Consider the following 21,226-nt stretch of genomic DNA (forward strand, 5'->3'; position numbering starts at 1 on the left):
CAAAAAAATAAATAATGATGAAAAGAATTTCAATTGCTGCAATTATTTGTATTAGCCTATTGTTTGGGTGTAAGAATACTCCTGATAATTCAAGTGGCTATGCAACCCAATTGACCTTTGGTCCAGGGGAAGAAGAGAAAATTGAAGAAGCGTTTCTTTCTTTAAAGGATAGTACCGAGATCTTTCTAAAAGAAGGGAAGTATAAATTCCAAAACTTGAGCATTGCTCAGGTGAATCATATTTTGATTCGAGGTGCAGGTCCGACCAAGACCGTTTTGGATTTTAAAGATCAGAAACAAGGAGGTGAAGGGATACGGGTAACCGATGTGAAGAATTTTAAGATTCAAGGTATGGAGATTAGAGACTCCAAAGGCGATCTGTTAAAAATTAATAATGGTAAGGACATTGTGGTGGCGGAGTTACATGCGATTTGGAGTACTGCAGATTCTACCAGCGGTGGTTATGGCATTTATCCTGTCCTTTGTAGCAATGTCTTGATTGAAAATTGCTATGCCGAAGGCGCTTCAGATGCTGGTATTTATGTTGGGCAGACCAATGGGGCTATTGTAAGAAACAGTAAGGCGGCAAAGAATGTTGCGGGCTGTGAAATTGAAAACTCTACGGATGCAGAAGTGTATGATAATGAGTTTTATGACAATACTGCTGGCTTCTTGGTATTTGATCTACCAGACCTATCGCAACGTGGTGGAAAAATTAAGGCCTATAATAATATTATCCGTGATAATAACTTCAGGAATTTTGCCAAGGCGGGAAGTTTTGGAACCTCTTGGGGAGTAGGGAATGCGTCTCCAGGGAGTGGAGTCATTATTTTAGCCACTTCTGATGTTGAGATCTATAACAATAAGATAACCAATAATAATAGTTCTGCTGTTACAATTGCCTCCGGATTTACCGTGGACGAAAAAGCTGCTGAAAAAATTAATGATAAGTATTCTCCAATTCCTACAAACATAAAAATCTATGGGAATACCATCACAATGGGGAAAGAATTTCCGAAACCAGCATTTGAACATAGGGTTGGGCAGTTGATCATTGCGACTGAGCAACAATTAAATGGACTTGACCCCGAAAGAAAGGGTAAGAGAATTCCTGCAATCCTTTATGATGGTGTAACGAGCAATATCATGACCCAAGGTACCGAAGCAAATCCTGATAAGGTTTGTATCGATCAGCCTGGCGAGAATATGTTTGTAAATGCAGATTTCGGGAATGTAAAAGACCAAACAAAATGGAAACCCAATACAAATGTTCAACCTTTTGAATGTAAGTAATAATGAGTAACCTGCTAAAGATATCTTGTTGTTTCTTGCTTTTGATTTTCTTGATTCAAAGCTGTCAAAATCAAAGCAAGAAACAACAACAAGTTGATAAGAGTTTTCAGTTTAAGGAGAAGCTGTCTGATTATGGCTTCTTCACTGGAAAACTGTCGGAATTGAATCCGAGTCCTGAATTGATTTCCTATGATCTAAGTAGTGCCCTATTTTCAGATTATGCGATCAAGGATAGATTCATTGTGCTGCCGGAAGGACACAAAATGAAGTTTGTGAATAATGAAGAATTGGATTTTCCTGATTCTACCATTATTATCAAAAACTTCGCTTACAGAAATGAAAAGGATGAGAAGGTTCATATTGAAACAAGACTTCTTGTAAAAGACCCCTTGGATCATAACTGGAAAGTGATGAATTATTTATGGGATGATGAGCAAAAAGATGCGGTTAAATTTATTCGAGGGGTAGTTCTTCCGATAAGTTTAAAGGATGACCATGGACACATGCACAAAACCAATTATATGGTTCCCAATACCAATGATTGTAAAAGATGTCATATCAAAGATTCTAAATTGATTCCTATTGGGCCAAAAGCCCGCAATATGAATTACACTCGAGCAGGTCATTCGGAAAATCAACTTACTTGGTTGGCAAATAACGGACATTTGGAGAATTTACCAGATTTAAAACAAGTGGAGGTATTACCTAATTGGTTGGACAAAGCAAACTTTAACATCAATCAACGTGCTCGGGCTTATTTGGATATCAACTGTAGTCATTGTCATCGTCGCGGCGGAGATGCCTTTAATACAGGATTGTTTCTTGAGTACAATGAATCCGATACGGTTCGATTGGGCTATCATAAAGGCCCCGTATCGGCTGGAGCGGGAGCAGGCGGTTTAAATTATGACCTTGTACCGGGTGTACCAGAACAATCTATTCTCTATTATCGGATGAATAGCGCTGAACCTGGAACGGCCATGCCAGAGCTTGCTAGATCAATTGTCCATAGGGAAGGCGTTGAACTTATTAAAGACTGGATTAAGCAATTATAAAATTAGACTATTAATAATATCCATTTAACAAAAAGGATCATGGATACTTCAATAAAGCAATTGTTTGATGTTCAAATGGAACATCAACTAGCACTTCGTATGAGTTCTTTGAAGGACCGTGTCCTGAAATTAAAGCGGCTCAAAGAGGTTATTTCAAAATATGAAACACTAATTTTTGATGCTCTGCAAAGTGATTTGCGGAAGAATCCATATGAGTCTGCTTTGACTGAAGTGTATTTTATTTATAGTGAGATAGATTATGCGATCAAACATCTGCCCAATTGGATGAAAAAGCATAAGAAGCCTTTTACATTAACTAGTTTCTTATCAAAAAATTGGATTCAATATGAAGCATTGGGAACTTCCTTGATCATATCGCCCTGGAATTATCCTTTTCAATTAAGTATGAGTCCATTGGTTTCAGCCATTGCTGCAGGATGTTCTGTGATCTTAAAACCATCTGAGTATAGCCCTAAGACTTCCGAAGTCCTTCAGAAAATTATTAAGGAGGCCTTCCTAAGAGAAGAAGTAGCATGTTTGATTGGAGAAAGGGAATTGGCGACAGGTCTATTGGCCTTGCCATTTCATAAAATATTCTTTACTGGAAGTCCTGAGGTTGGAAAGGTTGTAATGAAGGCTGCATCTGAGCATCTATCCAGTATTACCCTTGAATTAGGGGGGAAATCACCAGTGATTATTGATGAAAGTTGTGATCTTCTGGATGCAGCTAATAAAATAGCTTGGGGGAAATTGATAAATGCAGGCCAGACTTGTATTGCTCCAGATTACTTATTTATTCCGCAGGACAAAATCAATGACTTTATAGTTGCTTTTGAGGATGCCTGTAAGCGGATGTTTTATGTGGGGGATGACATTGATCCAAATCGATATGCCAAGATAATAAATCAAAAACATAAAAGTAGGATTGAAGGCCTGCTTGAAGATGCGGTGAAACAAGGATCCAAAGTGAATTATGTAAGCAAGGAAATTGATGGGGAATCATTATCACCGATGTTGTTAACGGATGTTTCCAAGGATTGCCGGATCATGGAGGAAGAAATCTTCGGACCCGTATTGCCAATTATTCCATACGGGAGCATAAAGGAGGTCATTGATTATATTAATTCCAAACCAAAGCCATTGTCCATGTACATCTTTTCCAAGAATCAAGATTCAATAGCTTTATTGTCCAAAAGTTGTAGCTCGGGGAGTGTCTGTATCAATGATGTTTTGATCCAGGTTTCCAATCCAAATCTACCATTTGGAGGAGTAAATTATAGTGGACTGGGGCATTGCCATGGGTTCTATGGCTTTAAAGCTTTTTCCCATGAACGAGCATTTATGAAACAAACCCCATTCGCCCTTTCAAAAATGATTTATCCGCCCTATGAGGGGAAGGAGAAGTTGTTTAAACTATTGAAAAGGTGGATGTAATAAATTGTTAGTTAGTATAGTAGTAATTGATAAGCGAGATTGTCTCCAGATTTTAGGAGACAATCTTATTTTTTTTGAACCTTGGAATAATTTATGTGTTTAATCTTATGTTATTGAATTTTCATAATTATAAATTTCATATGAAAGCTTTATTCTTAATTCCCATTATTTCAATCCTATTCAGCTGCAATACCAGTACAAAAAACCGTACTCCTCTGCATGATAGCATTGATACAGCTTCCTCTGCTGTAAAAATAGATTCCGTTCAAAGTATCCCGCAGAAGGTTATTGATCTGAAGGCAGAATGGGATTCCATTAATCTTCATAAAATTTCCAAAGAGTCGGATACGATTTCCTTTAATAGCAAGGATTTTAAACAGATAAATGCTGAATTAATCAGTGAGAAGGTAGGCAATATTCGGTTCAATCAAATAATTATGCCTGATACAAATGCTGATGGTCCTTTTGGGAAGGATATTCAATATAAATTGGATAAAAAGGGAGACTATAAACTCATTATTGGAGAGAGCTTGATGCAGGGAGACCCTTTTGATGGGGATTATATTCTGAAGTTCAAAGGACAATAAAAAAGGACCCAGCTGATATTAAATCGGCTAAGTCCTAATCCATTTTAAAATTTATTGAGGTTATATCTCAAGGTTACTCCATATGTTCTTGGGTCTGCAATAACGCCAGCATATTGACCATAGCTTCCTGGTGCTGCCAAAAGTTGTTCGTAGTAATTCTTATTGGTTAGGTTTCGGCTCCATATCAAAATACTGATTCCATTATCCGATTTAAATCCTAGTCGACCATTTAAGACGGAATAACCATCGATGTTTAAATATTTTGAAGGTGATGGACTTGATGAAAATTCTGATCTATAAAACAGGTCAGTACTCAATAAGAATTGTCCTTCAAGGCCTAGTAGTTTTCCATTTTGGGTAAATTCTGCTGCTATGGAAGAGGACCATTTTGAAATTCCGGGTAATCGACCGCCAGAAATATCCTTGAATGCTTCTGGGCCACCAACTTCTTCCAGGGGTACAGGTGCATTTGTGAATTTGATGTATTTGCCATCGGTATAGGCAGCTGCAGCATTCAGCCTTAAAAACCTCCTAACTCTTACACTTCCATCAAACTCAATTCCCCTTACTCTTACTTGTTCTGCATTCGCTAAATAGCCACGATTTACACCGGGTTCAGGAGTTTGCACCAAGGTCTGGTAGTCCTTAATATCCGTTTGAAAGAGGGTAAGATTTAGGATGGAATTTCTACTTGGGCTGGTTTTAAAACCTATTTCCTTATGATTTACTGACTCAGGTTTCACCCGAGCTAGTTCCAAGAGGACTTCACCTTTGGAAGTTGGCAGTCCACCTACATTAATACCGACCGGCTTATAGCTTAAGCTATAGGTAGAAAAAGCATTGAAATTAGAGTTTAATTTGTATTGAAGTGAAAGTTGTCCCGAGAAATTGCCAGCCTCGGCTTCTGTGTCAAAAGATTGATTGGTATAAACCGAGTTTTTCAGCGCTAATAAGTCAGGGTCATTTGTTGCCAGTCCGCCATAGGTCTGGCGATTGTAATTGGCCTGCTTTTTATCATAGTTATACCTCAGACCAGGAAGAACATGGATTTGATTCGTAATAGCCCAATCCACTTGGGTATATGCTGCTAAGCTTGTCGTTTTGATGCCATATTTGGTTTTAATTCCAAAATTATCAAACAAGCCTTCCGTCTTCCATAAATCGCTTGTTGTGTTTTGAGCAAATCGCCATAGGGATGATCCTGCTTCTTCGGTATGCACCGGATCCGTTCTCAAATCTTGATATAAACCAAATAAGCCTGCGACCAATTCTACGTTTTCTCGAATTTTCCCTGTATATCTAAATTCCTGGGAGTATTGATCATGCTTGGAGTTTCCTGCGGAAATTGTAAAAACCGGTAGTCCAATATAATCTCTATCATTTAATGGAACCCATTTCCAATAACGCCATGCTGTCGTTGAGGTCAATTGTCCGGAGCCAAGTTTTATCTCGGCGTTCAAGGATACCCCTCCCAATTCGTTATCAGCCTTGGACTGCGTATTTAAATCAACCTTACGCTCGAATACTTCCTGATAGGGTTGGGTATAGCCTAAATCCTTAATAATATTGTTGAATTGCCTGTACTCGGCCCGCTTAGTTTCGACCACTCCAGCAACTCCCCAGCCATATCCATCAGGTTTTTGAATGCTTTTATCAGCAGCTAAGCTAATATTAACCTTGTCATTTGCTCGATACAGGATTTGTCCTCTCAGCCCCAGATTGCTCATGTTATTTATGGCTCTATTCGTATTGGTATTAAATAGAGTACCATTCCTTTGGGTCCCTGAAAAGGATACTCTTGCAGCAATTTTATTGGATATTGGACCTGTTAAGGATGCTTTACCTTGAATAAACCCATAGTTTCCATAGCTCAGTTCAAAATTAGCTGAAGGTTTAAATTCAGCAGGCTTGGAGGTGACATTAAAAGCGCCAGAAGTGGTATTCATTCCAAAAAGCGTCCCTTGTGGACCTCTTAATACCTCTACTTGTTCGATGTCAATAAAATCTAACCAGGTGGCAGCAGGCCTTGCGAGATATACTCCATCTAAATAAAATCCGACACCTGGATCAATCCCATCATTGGTTAAACCATAGGTGGAACCTAAACCGCGAATGTTGAGGGTGGTATTTCGCGCATTGGACGCGTATAATTGAACTGTAGGAGCCAATTCCTTGATTCGATTGACATTGAAGGCACCGGCATCATCTATGGTAGCTGCATTTATTGTCGTGATAGGAATCGGGACATCCTGGATTTCTTCCTTTCTACGTCTCGAGCTTACTACTATCTGGTCCAATCTTTCCAAAGATGGTTTTAAGAAAATGGTTGACGGAGAATCCTTGATGGTAATGGTTCGTTTTTCATAACCTATCCGCGAAATAATAAGTTGAAAAGGCAGTTTTTGTCCGGTAATAAAATGAAATTCACCATTCTTGTCTGTTTTGACCTGATGGGTAACACCTTCTAATTGTAATGTTACATCGGCAATTGGCTCTTTAGTGATGGAGTCCAGGACAGTACCTTTTAGGGTTGCATTGATAATGGCCTGCGGATTTTCTTGTGCTTTTAAGTGGTCAATGATGAAAAATAAGGCAATAGATAGCCCTAGAAAGCGAAATGTTTTCTTTAAAATCATGGGATAGTTTTTGGTTGATGGTAATGCTCCTTTCTTGGAGCTTGAATTAATTTGGATATGCGGGAATATATTGCAATTCCCGCTTTATCCTATTTGGGGAAGATAGTTTCGTAACACATTCGTTCAGTATCATAGCTATAGCTGAAGTAATTGCAATAGTTGTAAAGGATACTGGTATTGATTCTTTTCATTGTGTCTTTTTTTTTTTATAAACCAAAAATAGGAAGTATTTCACAATAAAGACTACTAAATTAGTAGACTTTATTGATTATTATTGTAAAGCATTGAAATACAATAAAATAAAATGTTATATTTTGTAATATAAGCTTGGGAAAATATAGAAAAATAAGGTTAATGCTTCAAAAGAATCAAAGTTAATTCTGCTTAGTGGATTAAAATAATTTACTAATGAGGTATAAAAAAAAGCCTTTGTTTAAAATTTGCTTAAAAACTCTTTTGCTATTCCACGAATATGAAGTAAATTACATTTTGCTAAATCTTTTTATTAAATAGCTAGCCAATTTTTAATGTGAGACGATCGTTTATAAATCTTGTTATTGCTTGTTACACTATTCTTTGCATTTTCCTTTGCCAACAGGCTTATGGGCAATATGGATTGGAGTTTTCAAGCCATGAAAAAGAGATGGATAAACGAACAAGTCTATCAATTGGAATCGATAAACCTTTAGTACTAGCCAAGAAAACAGAATTATCCTTTGATCTTCAGTTTAAACCTTATCAGCAAGATTATTTTGGTTATATATTTCGATTAATCTTGGATGATAATTTAAATATAGATCTAATTTATGATCGAAGGCAAGATAATGGCAAGCATTTTAAATTGATTGTAGGAGATAAATTCACGGATATTAATTTCGACATTCCTAAATCCAACTTGTTTTATAAATGGAATAACCTGAAGGTCTTGCTCGATCAGGAGGCAGGTACAATTGTTTTAAAAAGTGCAAATTCCACCTATAGACATCAATTGAATCTGGCAGATAATAAATCCTATAAACTGTTTTTTGGGTTCAATGATTATAAATCCTTCCAAAGTTCAGATCTCCCGCCCATGCGGATTAAAGATGTTATGATCCATTGTACGGGGAAAATTTGTAATCATTGGAAATTGGATGAAACTACAGGGAATAAGGCGAAAGATGATGAAGGTTCATTGATGGCGACCAGTAATAATCCATTTTGGATCAAAAGACAGAGGCAAGAGTGGACCTTGGAAAATGAGTTTTACGTTTCTGGGCAGGCAAGTGTCGCTTTTGATCATAAGAACGAGAGTGTTTATATAATTTCGGAGGACTCATTAGTTCGTACTAATCTTGGGGCAACCGTCAGCACTTCTTGGGAATATCTTAAACCACCGCTTTATATGGTGAATGGAAGCCAATCCATATTTGATCCCTTAACAGGTAAAGTTTTAAATATTTCAATCGATCAAAAAGTAGTTTCTTCATTTGATACCCTTTCCAGGACCTGGTCCAAGGGTTTTCAACACCCAGCACATGGAACCCATTACCTTTCTTTTAACAAGTTCTTCTCTCCAAAGGATAGCAGTATCTATATGGTAGCTGGGTATGGGCATTTTAGGTATAAAAACTCAATTCATAAATACCACATCCCTACGGAATCTTGGGATAGCTTAGCTTTTTCAGGAGACACTTTATTTCCTCATTACTTAGGTGGGATGGGTGTGGATAAGGATGGTATATATTTGTTGGGTGGTTATGGGAGTTCCACAGGTGACCAAATGTTGAATCCGAAAATCTCCAATGATTTGGTAAAAATGGATATTAATTCCAACAGCTTTAAAACCTTATATGAGATTAATTTCCCTATTCCTGAGGCTGTTTGGGCAAATTCATTATACATAGATGAAGAATCAAAAACCATTTTTGGCCTAATGTTCCCACGGAATAAATTTAAATCTTTCCTTCAGTTGGTTTCAATATCAAAAGATGGGACCAATTTCAAAGAATTAGGAAGTACCATACCATTTGATTTTCATGATATTAAATCCTTTGCTGACTTTTATTATTCCAAAGCTTCAAACCGATTTGTTGCGGTTACTCTGTTCTATGATAGTGCCTTAAGTCAAAGCCGCGTACGAATTTATAGTCTGTTGGCACCAGCACTGCCTTATCAAATCACAGAAGGAAAACAAAATCCTACATCAAGTAAGTGGATTTGGATATCTGTTCTCGCTTTTCTTACCAGCGGAAGTATTTTATTATGGCTGTTAAAGCGGAAAAGAAAGAATGTAAGTCACAATATGCAGCCTGTAAGTCCGAATCAGGAGATTGGAGTACATCCTGAGCCGGTAGTTCTTCAAAAAGAAAGCTTCCAAAAGACCAGCAATCGAATACAAGGAGCCTCTATCAATTTGTTTAGAGGAGATATCCAGATTTTTGATCAAAAAGGAGAAGAAATTACCAAGCAATTCTCACCCTTATTAAAAGAACTATTAACCATGTTTGTGGTCTACACCATTCATAGAGGGCGTGGCGTGAGTTCTGAAAAATTAATGGAACTGTTTTGGTCGGATAAATCAACATCAAGTGCTACAAACAACAGATCTGTAAATATTGCGAAGATAAATGGTTTATTGGAGCAATTGGGTGAGGTCAAGATCTCCAAGAAAAGTGGCTATTGGAGTCTTGAGAATATAGATACCATTGATATTGACTTTTCACAATTTATGTCGCTTTTCAATCAATCTGAGGAATTGGATAAAAATGAAATTGATTCATTGCTTCGTATCCTGGAAAAAGGTGGATTTATGTTTGATACAGATTATGAATGGTTGGATGGTATTAAGGACGAGGTCTCCATACATGCGACCGGTCTTCTATCCGGTTTGTTAAAAAAATTAGATCTTGAAAAAGATGCTGAAATAATAATTGAAGTCGCAAATCGAATATTTCATTTCGATTCTGTCCATGAGGAGGCAATGGTCTATAAATGTAGGGCATTGGTACAACTCGGATATCATAGTCTTGCCCATCAATGTTTTGAAAACTTTTCCCAAGTTTACCAACATTTATACGATGAATCCTATAGTAAAAATTACAGGGAGATTGTATAAAATGAAAATATTAATAAAAATAATGCGCTGATATTCAGTGAATTATTTTTTTATTTACGCGTATTAATGTTTTGTTAATACTTTATTATAGTCCCCAAATTAATCTTGCTTCATAATCAATTTATAAACGATGACACGAAAGCAAGAAACCTTTATCCTGCCTGATACATAATCCTCACAAGGAACTTTTGGTTTTAGAAACCAAAGGGCGTATCACACCTATTTTAACTGTCTGATGCTGATATCAGGCGCATCAACCAATTTCAACAAATTAAATTATGGGATTAAAAATCATTAATTCCTGCTCATTATTCTGGGGCAGGCGATTCAAACAACTATCCTGGCGTTTGGCAATAATACCAGTGCTCTCGCTTTCTTTGGGGACCGTATTTGGACAACAACGAAACATCAGCGGGACGGTTAAATCTGCGGATGCTAAACCACTAGCTGGGGCAACCATTAAGAACACAAAAACAGGAATCAGTACGACTTCTGACTCGCAAGGTCTTTTCTCCATTGCAGCGTCTCCAGGAGATCGCTTACAGATTTCCTATGTTGGCTACTTAGGCCAAGAGGTCATCCTCGAAAATAATCCAACTATCCAAGTCGAATTACCCAACGATAATACAACCTTAGAAGATGTCGTAGTCGTAGGATATGGTACTCAGAAAAAATCTACCCTTACCGGAGCAGTATCATCTGTAACCAATAAAGAAATTACTATTACCAAAAACGAAAACGTGGTCAATATGCTGACTGGTAAATTACCAGGAGTACGAATTACCCAACAGACTGGTCAGCCTGGAGCTTTCGAATCGAATATCGATATCCGTGGTATGGGCGAACCCTTGATCGTGGTTGATGGTATCCCTCGTGATAAGGATTATTTTTCCAGAATGGATGCCAATGAAATCGAGAGTGTTTCGGTTTTAAAGGATGCCTCGGCAGCAGTCTACGGGGTTCGTTCAGCAAATGGGGTTCTCTTGGTGACAACGCGTAGAGGTTCCAGTTCGGATCAAGGCTTTGAGATCGGATATTCTTACAACAGGGGATTTCAACAATTTCTGTATGTTCCAAATACCGTTGGTGCAGCAGATTTTAGAAGATTGAGAAATGAGGAGCTATGGAGAAATTTCAATAATAACTACCCTAATCGTCTTCCGGCAACTTGGGATGAGGCGAGTATTCTAGAATATGAAGATGGTACGAAGCAATCGTCCAATTACCTGGATGCCGCATTTGATAAAACATCACCTCAGCAACAACATAACCTGACCGTCAATGGCGGTTCTGAAAAGGTAAATTACTTTTTCAATCTGGGCTATATGGATCAAATGGGATCTTATAAAAGCAAAAGCTTAAACTATAACCGTTATAATTTGAGATCGAATGTCGATGTAAAAATCACGGATCGTTTAAAGGCTTCCTTGGATCTTGGAGGCTATGCGGATGAAACCAATCAGCCAAGGACAGATATCTGGGCAGTTTATAAGCAAGCCTGGAGACAAAGACCTGATATTCCAATCTACTTGAACAACAATCCATTATATCCAAACTTTGATATGATTGATAATGAACATCCTGTCTCAGTTACGGATGCAGCACAAACGGGATATCGTAAGTTCTTGAGAAAGCAATTCAATGGAATATTATCCCTTGAATATAAAATCCCTTATGTGGATGGTTTAACCGCCAAGGGAACTTATAACTATGATTTTAAATACTCTGACAATACTGATTTCAAAAAATCATATCCACTTTATAGTTATACGCCGGCAGTTCTGGGGCCAAATGGTGAAATCATTACTCCAGAAAAATATAATGCACATGAGAAAAATGCGCCATCATCGGTTCGTCGTGCAGCATATCCTGACTCGCATAACTTGATGCAGTTCTCCTTAAACTACAATAAATCCTTTGGCATTGGGCATAATGTATCAGGATTACTATTGTTCGTTGAGGAGTACAATAAATGGGATAGCTTTTATGCACAACGCGAAATAAAAGTAAACTCTGAATATCTATTTGCTGGGGAAGCTAAAAACCAGTTGGCTGATATGGAAGGAATCGGAGAAAGAACAGCGCGAGGATTTGTAGGTAAGTTCAACTATGATTTCAAGGGCAAATACTTAGCAGAATTCAGTTTCCGTTATGATGGCTCGTCGAAATTCCCGAAAAATGAACGTTGGGGATTCTTCCCGGGAGCATCAGTTGGATGGCGGATTTCTGAGGAAAACTTCATTAAGGATAACTTGAGTTTTGTAGATAATTTGAAAATCCGTGGTTCTTATGGGGTGTTGGGAGATGACCGTTCTGCGGGAAATTACCCTTCAACATTCGTTGGGTTTGCACTGGATCCTAATAACCTGGGCTGGATCTTTGGAGAAGATTTAGTGAGTGGAGCATTGCCAACCGCGATTCCAAACCCTAACCTGACATGGTATACCTCTAAAACGGCAGATATCGGACTTGATGTGGACCTATGGAATGGTCTTTTCGGGATGACATTCGATTATTTTAACCGTTATCGAGATGGATTATTAGCGACTCGATTGGATCTTATCCCTGGAACGGTGGGTGCAAACCTTCCTCAGGAAAACTTGGAAAGTGATCGCACTTTTGGTTATGAAATCTCTGTTAGCCACCGCAATCGTATCAATGATCTTAATTACTTCATCAATGCTCAGGTTTCAACGACTAAAAGTCAATTTCAAAACCGAATAGAATCACCGGCAGGAAACTCCTATGACCATTGGAGAAATCGCTATGCTGATCGGTACAAGGATATCTGGTGGGGTAAAGAGTATGATGGTCAATTTACCTCTTATGATCAAATCTATGGTCATCCAACTCAAGTTGGAAGCGGGACCTTACCTGGCGACTATTACTATAAAGATTGGAATGGGGATGGTTTTATCAATGGAAATGATGACCACCCGATCGCAACCTTCAATATGCCTTTGATTAACTACGGTTTCAATATTGGGGCATCATGGCGAGGAGTAGATCTAGCGATGAATTTCCAAGGCGCCAATAAAGTTTACACGCGTTATATTGAAGTGTTGGCAGCTCCCCTTCAATTCCAAGGAGGTGCATTGACCCAGTTTTTGGATAGATGGAGACCTGTTGATCCGAATGCTGATTTGTTCAATCCTAATACCGAGTGGGTATCTGGTTATTATCCTTCCACGGGTTCAGCAATGGCTGAAGGTACCAGAGCAATCCAAGATGCTTCATACTTAAGGTTGAAGACCCTAGAGCTGGGCTATACCTTCCCTAGCAATTGGCTGGAATCCATAAAGGTTAAAAACTTTAGGTTATATGTGAGTGCATATAATTTATTGACCTGGACAGGCATGAAGTATTCTGACCCTGAGCATCCGGGATCAGAAGGAGGATCATCAACCCATATGGTGGATACCTATAAGTATCCGTTGAACAAAACCTACAATATTGGGGCATCTATTAAATTCTAAGTTTAATTGACATTATGAAAACTACATTATCAAAAATATTGGCTGTCCTGCTACTGGTTTTAGTTGGTTCATGTCGGAAAATGGACCTTGAACCCCTAGGAGTACTTGACGAAAAAGCATTATACGGAAATGAAGATGGGGCAAGGAAATTTGTTGCCGGAATATATAGCCATCTTCCGGTTGAAGACTTTGTCTATCATCCCGAGCGAGGTTTCCGTTGGGACAACTATTGGGTAAATGCCGAGAATATGGCAGCTATGTCAGGAGAAATGACAGGACAATTCTGGGGCGTAGTCGGAGCTCAAGGCTTTGGTTATTGGCCTTATGACAGAATTAGAAATATCAACGGCTTTATTGCTGGATTACCGAATTACAAAGAAAACTTCACTGAAGATGGATACAATAAGATTCTTGGGGAAGCCCACTTCTTAAGAGCTTTCTTTTATTTTGCTCTTGTTAAGCGTTACGGTGGAATTCCAATCGTAAAAGAGGTCCAGGATCCTCAAGCCGAAAAGGAAACCTTACTTGTGGGTCGTGACAAGGAAGTGGATGTATATAAATTCATCCAGGAAGACCTTCAATTCGCAGTGGACAATATGTCCAATACTTCTGAAAAAGGCAGAGCGAATAAATTTGTGGCTGCAGCACTATTGTCAAGGGCTATGCTTTATGCTGGAAGTATCGCCAAATATGGCTTTTATTCCAACTTACAGGGAGATGCTGCGAGCAAAGGTTTCGTGGGTATTCCAAGACAGGAAGCGGAATGGTTTTATCAAAAAGCTTATGATGCTGCAACTGTTGTGTTGAATGGTCCATATTCCTTGTACAACAAAAAGCCAGAAGATAAAGAAATGAATTATGTGGATTTATTTATCGATGATAATAGCCCTGAGGACATCTTTATCAAGCAGTATAATATTACAGCTCCTTATGGAACGCGCTTGAAACATAGTTATGACGCTACTTTGCTGCCTAACCCAACGTTTTCCAGTGATGCTGAGTCTATGGCTTATCCGGTTTACAATATTGTAGAGTTGTTTGGAGAACTGCCTTTGAATGATGCAACAGGAACGCCAATCCGTTATACGGACCGTAAAGACCTATATGCTGATGCAGAACCAAGACTTAAGGCAACAGTATATTTCTCAGGAATGGATTTGAGAGATGGTGCGGAGAAAAGAAGCTTTGATATGTTGAGAGGATTATATCTTTCATACCCAGGCAAAGCGAGTGATGCTCAGATGGGCTCCACCTCGGCTCCTATCAATAGTGAAGCGAATAGAATCCTTGCCGGACCGAAGAATACCCAATACACCTATAAAGGAACAAAAATTGGAATTACCGGCGAACATGGCATGTGGAAGGATGGCCACGCAAATAATACGCGTACAGGGTTTTACATCAGAAAATATATCGACTATAAGCTTTCCACGAAAGAGGTTAAACTGTATAACAGTACGCAACCTTGGAAAATCATCCGCCTTGCTGAAATCATGTTAAACAAGGCTGAAGCAGCGTATGAATTAGGCTTGTTGAAATCCAATGAAACCTTAAAAACTGAGGCTTTCACTTATATTGCCAAAATCCGTGACCGCTCGGGTGCGAAAGCCTATGCGTATAACCCTTCTCCATCGAATATTACAAAGTATGGTTATCCAATAGATGGAAACCTTCAGTTTATCCGTGAAGAAAGAGAAAGAGAACTTTGCTTTGAAAACCATCATTGGTGGGACATCAGAAGATGGAGAACCGCCGATGTGGAACTCAATAACTTTGTTCCAAATTCCTTGATGCCGTATTTGGTTCTGGATGAAATGAAGTATAAACCTAATGGCGAAAGAATTAATTCTTACATATTTATCCGCGAAAGAGAGCCATGGAACAAAACTTTCAATTTTGAGAAGAAATGGTACTATGAGCCACTTCCGGGCGGAGAACTGAATAAGAATCCGAATCTATATCCGCAAAACCCAATTTATTAATCTAATGAGAAAGAACATGAAAAAGATATTCCTATTATTCACAGTACTGCCGGCCTTATGGCTAAGTTCCTGTGCCGATATAGATAATTTTGAAGCTCCAAATGCGACGATTTCAGGGCAAGTATTGGATAAGACCAGTGATACCCCATTTTTAACAGGTCCTGGAGAATTTGCTATCCGCTTATTAGAAACTAGCTATGGAGAAAATCCTGCACCACAGGATTTATTGGTCAAGCAAGACGGTTCGTTTAATAATAACAAGTTGTTTTCTGCGACCTATTCTATGCAGCCCTATGCGGGTGCTTTTTGGCCTGCGGAAGTAGTCACTGATTATAAATTAAGTGGTGCGGGGACACAAGACTTTAAAGTTACGCCTTATCTCAAAATCAAAAATGCGAAATGGACATTGAAAGAGGGTAATAAAATTGATGTCTCTTGTACTTTGGAAGCTCCAATTCCACAAGGACTTCCACAAGTTATTGAAGTACGTCCATTCTTAAGTTTAACGCCATATTGTGGCGCGGGAAGCCGGATTGATGCCTATTACAAAGATGAATTCAGGATACTAATCAATAAGAATTGGGATGAGATTGGAAGTATGAGCTCAGGAATTGGGAATGAGACCTATACCATCAAGGACATTCCTTTGAAATCAGGCTATACTTATTATTTCAGAATGGGTGCTAAAGTTCGCGATACTTTTGAGAAATTTAACTATTCAGAGGTCGTAGTAATTAAGGTTCCTTAAGAATCCACTGTTTATAAATGCTAATACATAAATGAAAAACGCTATGATATTATTCCATAAAACAATTAATTTGATCTTTTTGACCTTGTTTTTTAGCTTATGCTCGGCCTGCTCAAAAACATCTGGCACACAGGAAACCCCGGATAAAGAACCACCAAATCCGATTGATTCTACCGAAGGGTATGATACCTCTGGATTAGTTTATCCAAAGTATGAGGGACTCGTTATGGCGGGATACCAAGGCTGGTTTAATGCGCCTGAAGATGGTGCAAATCGTGGTTGGTACCATTATCAGGGAGATAATAATCAGTTTGAACCTGGGATTACCAAGGTTGACTTCTGGCCCGATATGACTGAATATACCAAGAAATATAAATCTCCATTCAAGTTTGCCGACGGTTCTGATGCCTATCTATTCAGCTCAAATGACGAAGAAACGGTTGATTTGCATTTTAAATGGATGAAAGATTACGGAATTGACGGAGTCCATATGCAACGCTTCTTGGGAGAAGTAAAACCGAGTAATCCTTCTGGAAAAGCGCATTTCAATAAAGTATTGACCAGCGCATTAAAGGCTGCCAAGAAATATGGTCGGGCGATAAGTATCATGTACGACTTGAGTGGTTCCTCTCCCGAAGATTTCGCAGCATTGGAGCAAGACTGGAAAGAATTGGTTGCTACCCACAAGTTATATGATAAAGAGGCAAATCCAACCTACTTATGGCACAATGGCAAACCGCTTATGACCATTTGGGGAGTCGGCTTCAATGATAAAAGAAAGTATAAAATCCAGGATGTGGATAAGCTTGTGGACAAGTTGAAAAATGGCGAAAAGAAGATTTCGATCATGTTGGGAATCCCTTACTATTGGCGAACCTTGGATCGGGATACCGAAAATGATCCAGCATTGCATGCTCTGATAAAAAAGGTAGATATTATCATGCCATGGGCTGTGGGTCGCTATAATAGCAATGATTTTAATCCTAATGTGGTGCGTGAAGATATGCAATGGGCATCACAGAATAAAGTAGACTATGTGCCATTGGTATTTCCAGGATTTAGTTGGGGAAATCTGCAGAAAGATCCTGAAATCTATCATTCTATTCCTCGATTGAAGGGCGATTTTATTTGGAAGCAAATGTCCAATGCCATCAATGCTGGTGCGATGTCACTATATGTTGCCATGTTTGATGAGATTGATGAAGGGACGGCTATTTTCAAATGTGCTCGCGAAAAAGATACTCCGTTGAATGGGGATCGTATGAAGTTTGTAGGAATTGAAAATGATTTGCCTACGGACCATTACTTGTGGCTTACTGGAGAAGCTTCTAAATGGATAAAAGGAGGAACAGGATATACCTCACAACGTCCTGTACGACCGTAAAGTAAGAAAGTAATTTGTTAGTTGTTATATAGATGGTTTGAAAGCGAGCTTTTTGCTCGCTTTCTTTTTTGTTCTTGATTAAAGAATTGTTTTTTCGTTTAGCGGTTTATTTATTACGAAAATCTTAAAAGTATTTTATCCTAATTTTCGTCAATCGCAATGATTGTGGATAATTATTAAAGCCATCATTACAAAACGGCTAGAATCCTTTCTAAAATGTGAAAATTGTGCAATCGATTGTGTTAAAATTACGCAAACGTTTGAGAGACACTTAAAACCAATAAATGCAGGTTTTAGGCATTTTGGGCGGAATACGAAAGTTAAAATATGTTAAAGTTGTGAATATATTTGCCACTATCGGAAACCATAATACCCCTATACTATGATGAGAAATCTACTGACCATTATTGGGTTCTTAATTTTCCATTCTACCCTCTTTGCACAATCAAATGTGATTAATGGTAGCGTGGTAAATGCAGATGGAGCACCTATTCAAAGTATTACCATTACTGAGAAAGGGACCAGCAATAGAACCTCGACGGATTCACAAGGAAAGTTTTCAATTACATTGAGAAATTTTCCAGCAACGATAGTCGCGACAGGAATTGGCTATAAGAATAGCGAAATTTCAATAACAAATTTAAACCCAGTCAGCATTAGTCTTCAAGAAGATGGAGCTGTCGTGGATGAGGTTATTGTTGTTGGTTATCAGCAACAATCGACCCGAAAAACAACCAGTTCGGTTCAAATTATTTCTGGTAAAGATATTGAGAACATGGCTGCACCGAGTTTCGAGAGTTTACTTCAAGGACGTGTTTCCGGAGTAAACATCCAAAGCTTTACGGGTGAGCCAGGGGCAAGAAATACATTTACCGTACGTGGTAACTCAACCTTGTCTCCAGATTTGAACTCTGAAATCGATTTGGCGAATACTATGAGTTCACCGTTATACATCATCGATGGAATGCCGATGTCTGTAACGGATTTAGCAACCTCCTCAGCAACTGGAACAAACTACATTGCCGGAATCAACATCAATGATATCGAAAGTATCGTGGTGCAAAAAGATGCTGCTGCAACTGCCGTTTGGGGTTCTCGTGGTGCAAATGGGGTTATCATTATTAAAACAAAAACCGGTCGTTCAGGAAAACCTCAAATCAGACTTTCCTACTACAAAGGATTGACACAAAGACCTGAGCTACAAAAAACTTTGTTGGGAGCAACTGAAAGAAGAACAAAACTGGATATCTTAAACCAGTATGCGAACCATAACCAACTTGGAGGACTTACTCAACCTTTGACAGACAGTTTAAACAGTAGTTTTAATAATGCTACTGACTGGCAAAGCCTATTCTATCAATCCGGAAATATTGATAACGTGGATGGTAGTATTGCTGGTGGATCGGAAATCGTGAATTATCGCTTATCCCTTGGTTATTATAACGAAGAAGGTATTGTTCGTCAAACAGGATTCAAAAGATATTCATTACGCGGTAACTTCGGGTTTAAATTAGCGCCTTTCTTGCGTTCAGATCTGACTTTCTCTACTTCTCGCATGGATAGAAAAAGAGGTTTAGGACGTGGAATCAATCAGGTTGTACCTATCGACCAAGGAAGTATGCCTTCATCTTTCGTACAACTATCAGACTTGGACTATGCATTCTACATGGGTCAGTACGATAAGTTATTGGATGACAATAAAACTGATATCTTGAATATATTCTCAAAAACATATGTTGATATCGTCCCAGGATTACAATATTCATTTGAAGCATCCTTGCAAGCGAATTTTGATAGCCGAGATCAATTCCAACCTCGTGAATTGAATCAAGGAGTGAACTTCGCTTCTGCAAATAAAAACAATGCATTCGTTTACAACTTGGCGAATGTCTTGAACTACTCTAAGGTTTTAAATAACGACCATACCTTCACCTTAACTGGAATTCAATCATTCCAATATGATGATTACAGATCAAGTTATATCTATGGTGAAAACCTTCCAACGGATGATATCCATGTTGTTCAAGGGGTGGCACAAAAGAACTTAGCCGCAAATTCTAATATCAGAAAATCAGGGTTAGTATCCTTTATGGGTCAGTTTGCTTACGATTATAAGAGCAAATATATCTTTAACGCTTCTTGGAGAGCAGATGCTTCTTCTCGTTTTGGTAAAAACACAAAATGGGGTTATTTCCCTTCGGGATCCCTTGCTTGGGTTGCTTCTGAAGAAGAATTCCTTAAGGATGTTTCATGGTTAAACTTCTTGAAATTTAGAGGTAGCTGGGGTCTTTCAGGATCTCTTCCTCAGGATTTCTACGCTCCATTCAATGTGTGGGACCTAAATACTTCTACATATGATGGTGGTAGTGTTGCGACACCTTCATTCCAAAAACCATTGACATTACCAAACTTGACTTGGAATAAGTCTGAGCAAGTGAACCTTGGTTTTGATTTAAGATTATTTAATGATCGTTTGACCGTAACTATGGATGCTTATAGAAAGATTACAAAAGATCCTATTCTTTCTTTCCCATTCCAGTTCTATACAGGCTACACCAAATTATCATATAACGTTCCAATGACTATCTATAACGAAGGTTTTGATGTGACCATTGCAACGCGTAATATGGCAAGTACAAGTCCAGTACAATGGAATACCAACTTGAACTTAACCTTCAATAAAAATACAATTGGATCATTGCCTTTTGGTGATAAAGGGTTCTATGCTGATTCTTATGGCTATAACCAATCCTTATTCTATCGTGTGGGTAGTCCAATTTATCAATGGGCTCAGATGCTTTACCAAGGCGTTTACAACCAAGCGGATCAAATCCCTGTTAACCCGATTACTGGTAAATTATTGACCTACTTTAAAAATAACTATCCGGTTAAACCAGGGTATCCTCATTGGGCAGATGTAAACGGGGATTATGATGTATGGAGTGATTCTGATAAAGGAGCTGCTGATGGTGACTTGGTTCCAACTGGAAATCCAAACCCTAGGTTAACAGGTGGTCTTTACAATGAGATCAACTATAAAAACTTTACGGTTGGTATCTTAGGGACATTCACTATTGGAAGAGATATTATCAATACTCTAAAAAGTAACCAATATAATGGCTTTGGTGGTAATGTATTCAATTTTACCAACAGAAGACTTCCTGATCTGGATGGGGTTGATTATTGGACTCCTGAAAAGGCACAAGACCCTAATTATGAAGCCAACTTCCCTTCAATTAGCCCTTATCAAGGTTACTTTTATCAGTTTTTCCCGTTCAGCACCATGTGGAATGAAAACGGAAGCTACTTCAAAGTTAAAACCATCACCTTGGGATATTTACTACCTCAAGACATGATTAAAAGCTTCAGAATTGGTTTAAGTAATGTGAGATTCTATGCAATGTTAGATAATATGTTGACCATCCAAAAAGCAAGAGTGCCAGATGCAGAACTTGTAACTCCACAAGGAGAATATAGTGGTGGAGCATATCCTTTGCCTAAGAAATATACATTGGGTGTAGAAATTAACTTTTAA

The 21,226-nt window shown here is 38.5% G+C and carries 11 protein-coding genes; 10 read left to right on the top strand and 1 reads right to left on the bottom strand.

Annotated features, from left to right (window positions below; translation table 11 throughout):
- Nucleotides 1-14: 14 nt before the first annotated feature.
- From ACF3OC_RS00370 to ACF3OC_RS00385, 4 genes are all read left to right on the top strand, one after another.
- The gene (locus ACF3OC_RS00370; RefSeq protein WP_094281265.1) at nt 15-1,292 is read left to right on the top strand and encodes a parallel beta-helix domain-containing protein; all 1,278 of its coding nucleotides are present in this window, start codon (nt 15-17) and stop codon (nt 1,290-1,292) included.
- Between the two features lie 2 nt (nt 1,293-1,294).
- The gene (locus ACF3OC_RS00375; protein WP_094281267.1) at nt 1,295-2,347 is read left to right on the top strand and encodes an SO2930 family diheme c-type cytochrome; all 1,053 of its coding nucleotides are present in this window, start codon (nt 1,295-1,297) and stop codon (nt 2,345-2,347) included.
- A 39-nt stretch (nt 2,348-2,386) separates the two neighbouring features.
- Nucleotides 2,387-3,781: an aldehyde dehydrogenase family protein gene (locus tag ACF3OC_RS00380; protein WP_094281269.1), complete on the top strand. Its 1,395-nt coding sequence runs from the start codon at nt 2,387-2,389 to the stop codon at nt 3,779-3,781.
- A 140-nt stretch (nt 3,782-3,921) separates the two neighbouring features.
- Entirely contained in the window at nt 3,922-4,368 is a 447-nt protein-coding gene (locus ACF3OC_RS00385) for a hypothetical protein (protein ID WP_144043719.1), read from the top strand.
- Nucleotides 4,369-4,412: 44 nt separating this feature from the next.
- On the opposite strand, the gene ACF3OC_RS00390 is transcribed toward ACF3OC_RS00385, so the two are convergent.
- On the bottom strand, nt 4,413-7,004 hold the full coding sequence (locus ACF3OC_RS00390) for a TonB-dependent receptor (RefSeq protein WP_094281273.1): 2,592 nt from the start codon (nt 7,002-7,004) through the stop codon (nt 4,413-4,415).
- Nucleotides 7,005-7,647: 643 nt separating this feature from the next.
- Between ACF3OC_RS00390 and ACF3OC_RS00395 the strand changes: the two genes are divergently transcribed.
- The 6 genes from ACF3OC_RS00395 (at nt 7,648) to ACF3OC_RS00420 (ending at nt 21,226) form a co-directional block, all read left to right on the top strand.
- Nucleotides 7,648-10,101 (top strand): hypothetical protein, encoded by a 2,454-nt coding sequence (locus ACF3OC_RS00395; protein ID WP_392470646.1) that lies wholly within the window; start codon nt 7,648-7,650, stop codon nt 10,099-10,101.
- A gap of 278 nt (nt 10,102-10,379) precedes the next feature.
- Nucleotides 10,380-13,577: a TonB-dependent receptor gene (locus tag ACF3OC_RS00400; protein ID WP_094257515.1), complete on the top strand. Its 3,198-nt coding sequence runs from the start codon at nt 10,380-10,382 to the stop codon at nt 13,575-13,577.
- A 14-nt stretch (nt 13,578-13,591) separates the two neighbouring features.
- On the top strand, nt 13,592-15,559 hold the full coding sequence (locus ACF3OC_RS00405; RefSeq protein ID WP_094281279.1) for a RagB/SusD family nutrient uptake outer membrane protein: 1,968 nt from the start codon (nt 13,592-13,594) through the stop codon (nt 15,557-15,559).
- A gap of 16 nt (nt 15,560-15,575) precedes the next feature.
- Nucleotides 15,576-16,307 (top strand): DUF3823 domain-containing protein, encoded by a 732-nt coding sequence (locus tag ACF3OC_RS00410; RefSeq protein WP_179221498.1) that lies wholly within the window; start codon nt 15,576-15,578, stop codon nt 16,305-16,307.
- Nucleotides 16,308-16,338: 31 nt separating this feature from the next.
- On the top strand, nt 16,339-17,691 hold the full coding sequence (locus ACF3OC_RS00415; protein ID WP_218823977.1) for a glycoside hydrolase family 71/99-like protein: 1,353 nt from the start codon (nt 16,339-16,341) through the stop codon (nt 17,689-17,691).
- Nucleotides 17,692-18,073: 382 nt separating this feature from the next.
- Complete coding sequence (locus tag ACF3OC_RS00420; protein ID WP_094281283.1) at nt 18,074-21,226, top strand: SusC/RagA family TonB-linked outer membrane protein; 3,153 nt, start codon at nt 18,074-18,076, stop codon at nt 21,224-21,226.

This window comes from Sphingobacterium cellulitidis (genome assembly GCF_043187465.1).
Classification (GTDB): Bacteria; Bacteroidota; Bacteroidia; order Sphingobacteriales; family Sphingobacteriaceae; genus Sphingobacterium; species Sphingobacterium cellulitidis.

Coding starts and splice junctions, on each gene's coding strand:
- ACF3OC_RS00405 (WP_094281279.1), top strand. CDS start 13,592: ATGAAAACTACATTATCAAAAATATTGGCTGTCCTGCTACTGGTTTTA.
- ACF3OC_RS00375 (WP_094281267.1), top strand. CDS start 1,295: ATGAGTAACCTGCTAAAGATATCTTGTTGTTTCTTGCTTTTGATTTTC.
- ACF3OC_RS00390 (WP_094281273.1), bottom strand. CDS start 7,004: ATGATTTTAAAGAAAACATTTCGCTTTCTAGGGCTATCTATTGCCTTA.
- ACF3OC_RS00410 (WP_179221498.1), top strand. CDS start 15,576: ATGAAAAAGATATTCCTATTATTCACAGTACTGCCGGCCTTATGGCTA.
- ACF3OC_RS00385 (WP_144043719.1), top strand. CDS start 3,922: ATGAAAGCTTTATTCTTAATTCCCATTATTTCAATCCTATTCAGCTGC.
- ACF3OC_RS00420 (WP_094281283.1), top strand. CDS start 18,074: ATGATGAGAAATCTACTGACCATTATTGGGTTCTTAATTTTCCATTCT.
- ACF3OC_RS00415 (WP_218823977.1), top strand. CDS start 16,339: ATGAAAAACGCTATGATATTATTCCATAAAACAATTAATTTGATCTTT.
- ACF3OC_RS00380 (WP_094281269.1), top strand. CDS start 2,387: ATGGATACTTCAATAAAGCAATTGTTTGATGTTCAAATGGAACATCAA.
- ACF3OC_RS00400 (WP_094257515.1), top strand. CDS start 10,380: ATGGGATTAAAAATCATTAATTCCTGCTCATTATTCTGGGGCAGGCGA.
- ACF3OC_RS00370 (WP_094281265.1), top strand. CDS start 15: ATGATGAAAAGAATTTCAATTGCTGCAATTATTTGTATTAGCCTATTG.
- ACF3OC_RS00395 (WP_392470646.1), top strand. CDS start 7,648: ATGGATAAACGAACAAGTCTATCAATTGGAATCGATAAACCTTTAGTA.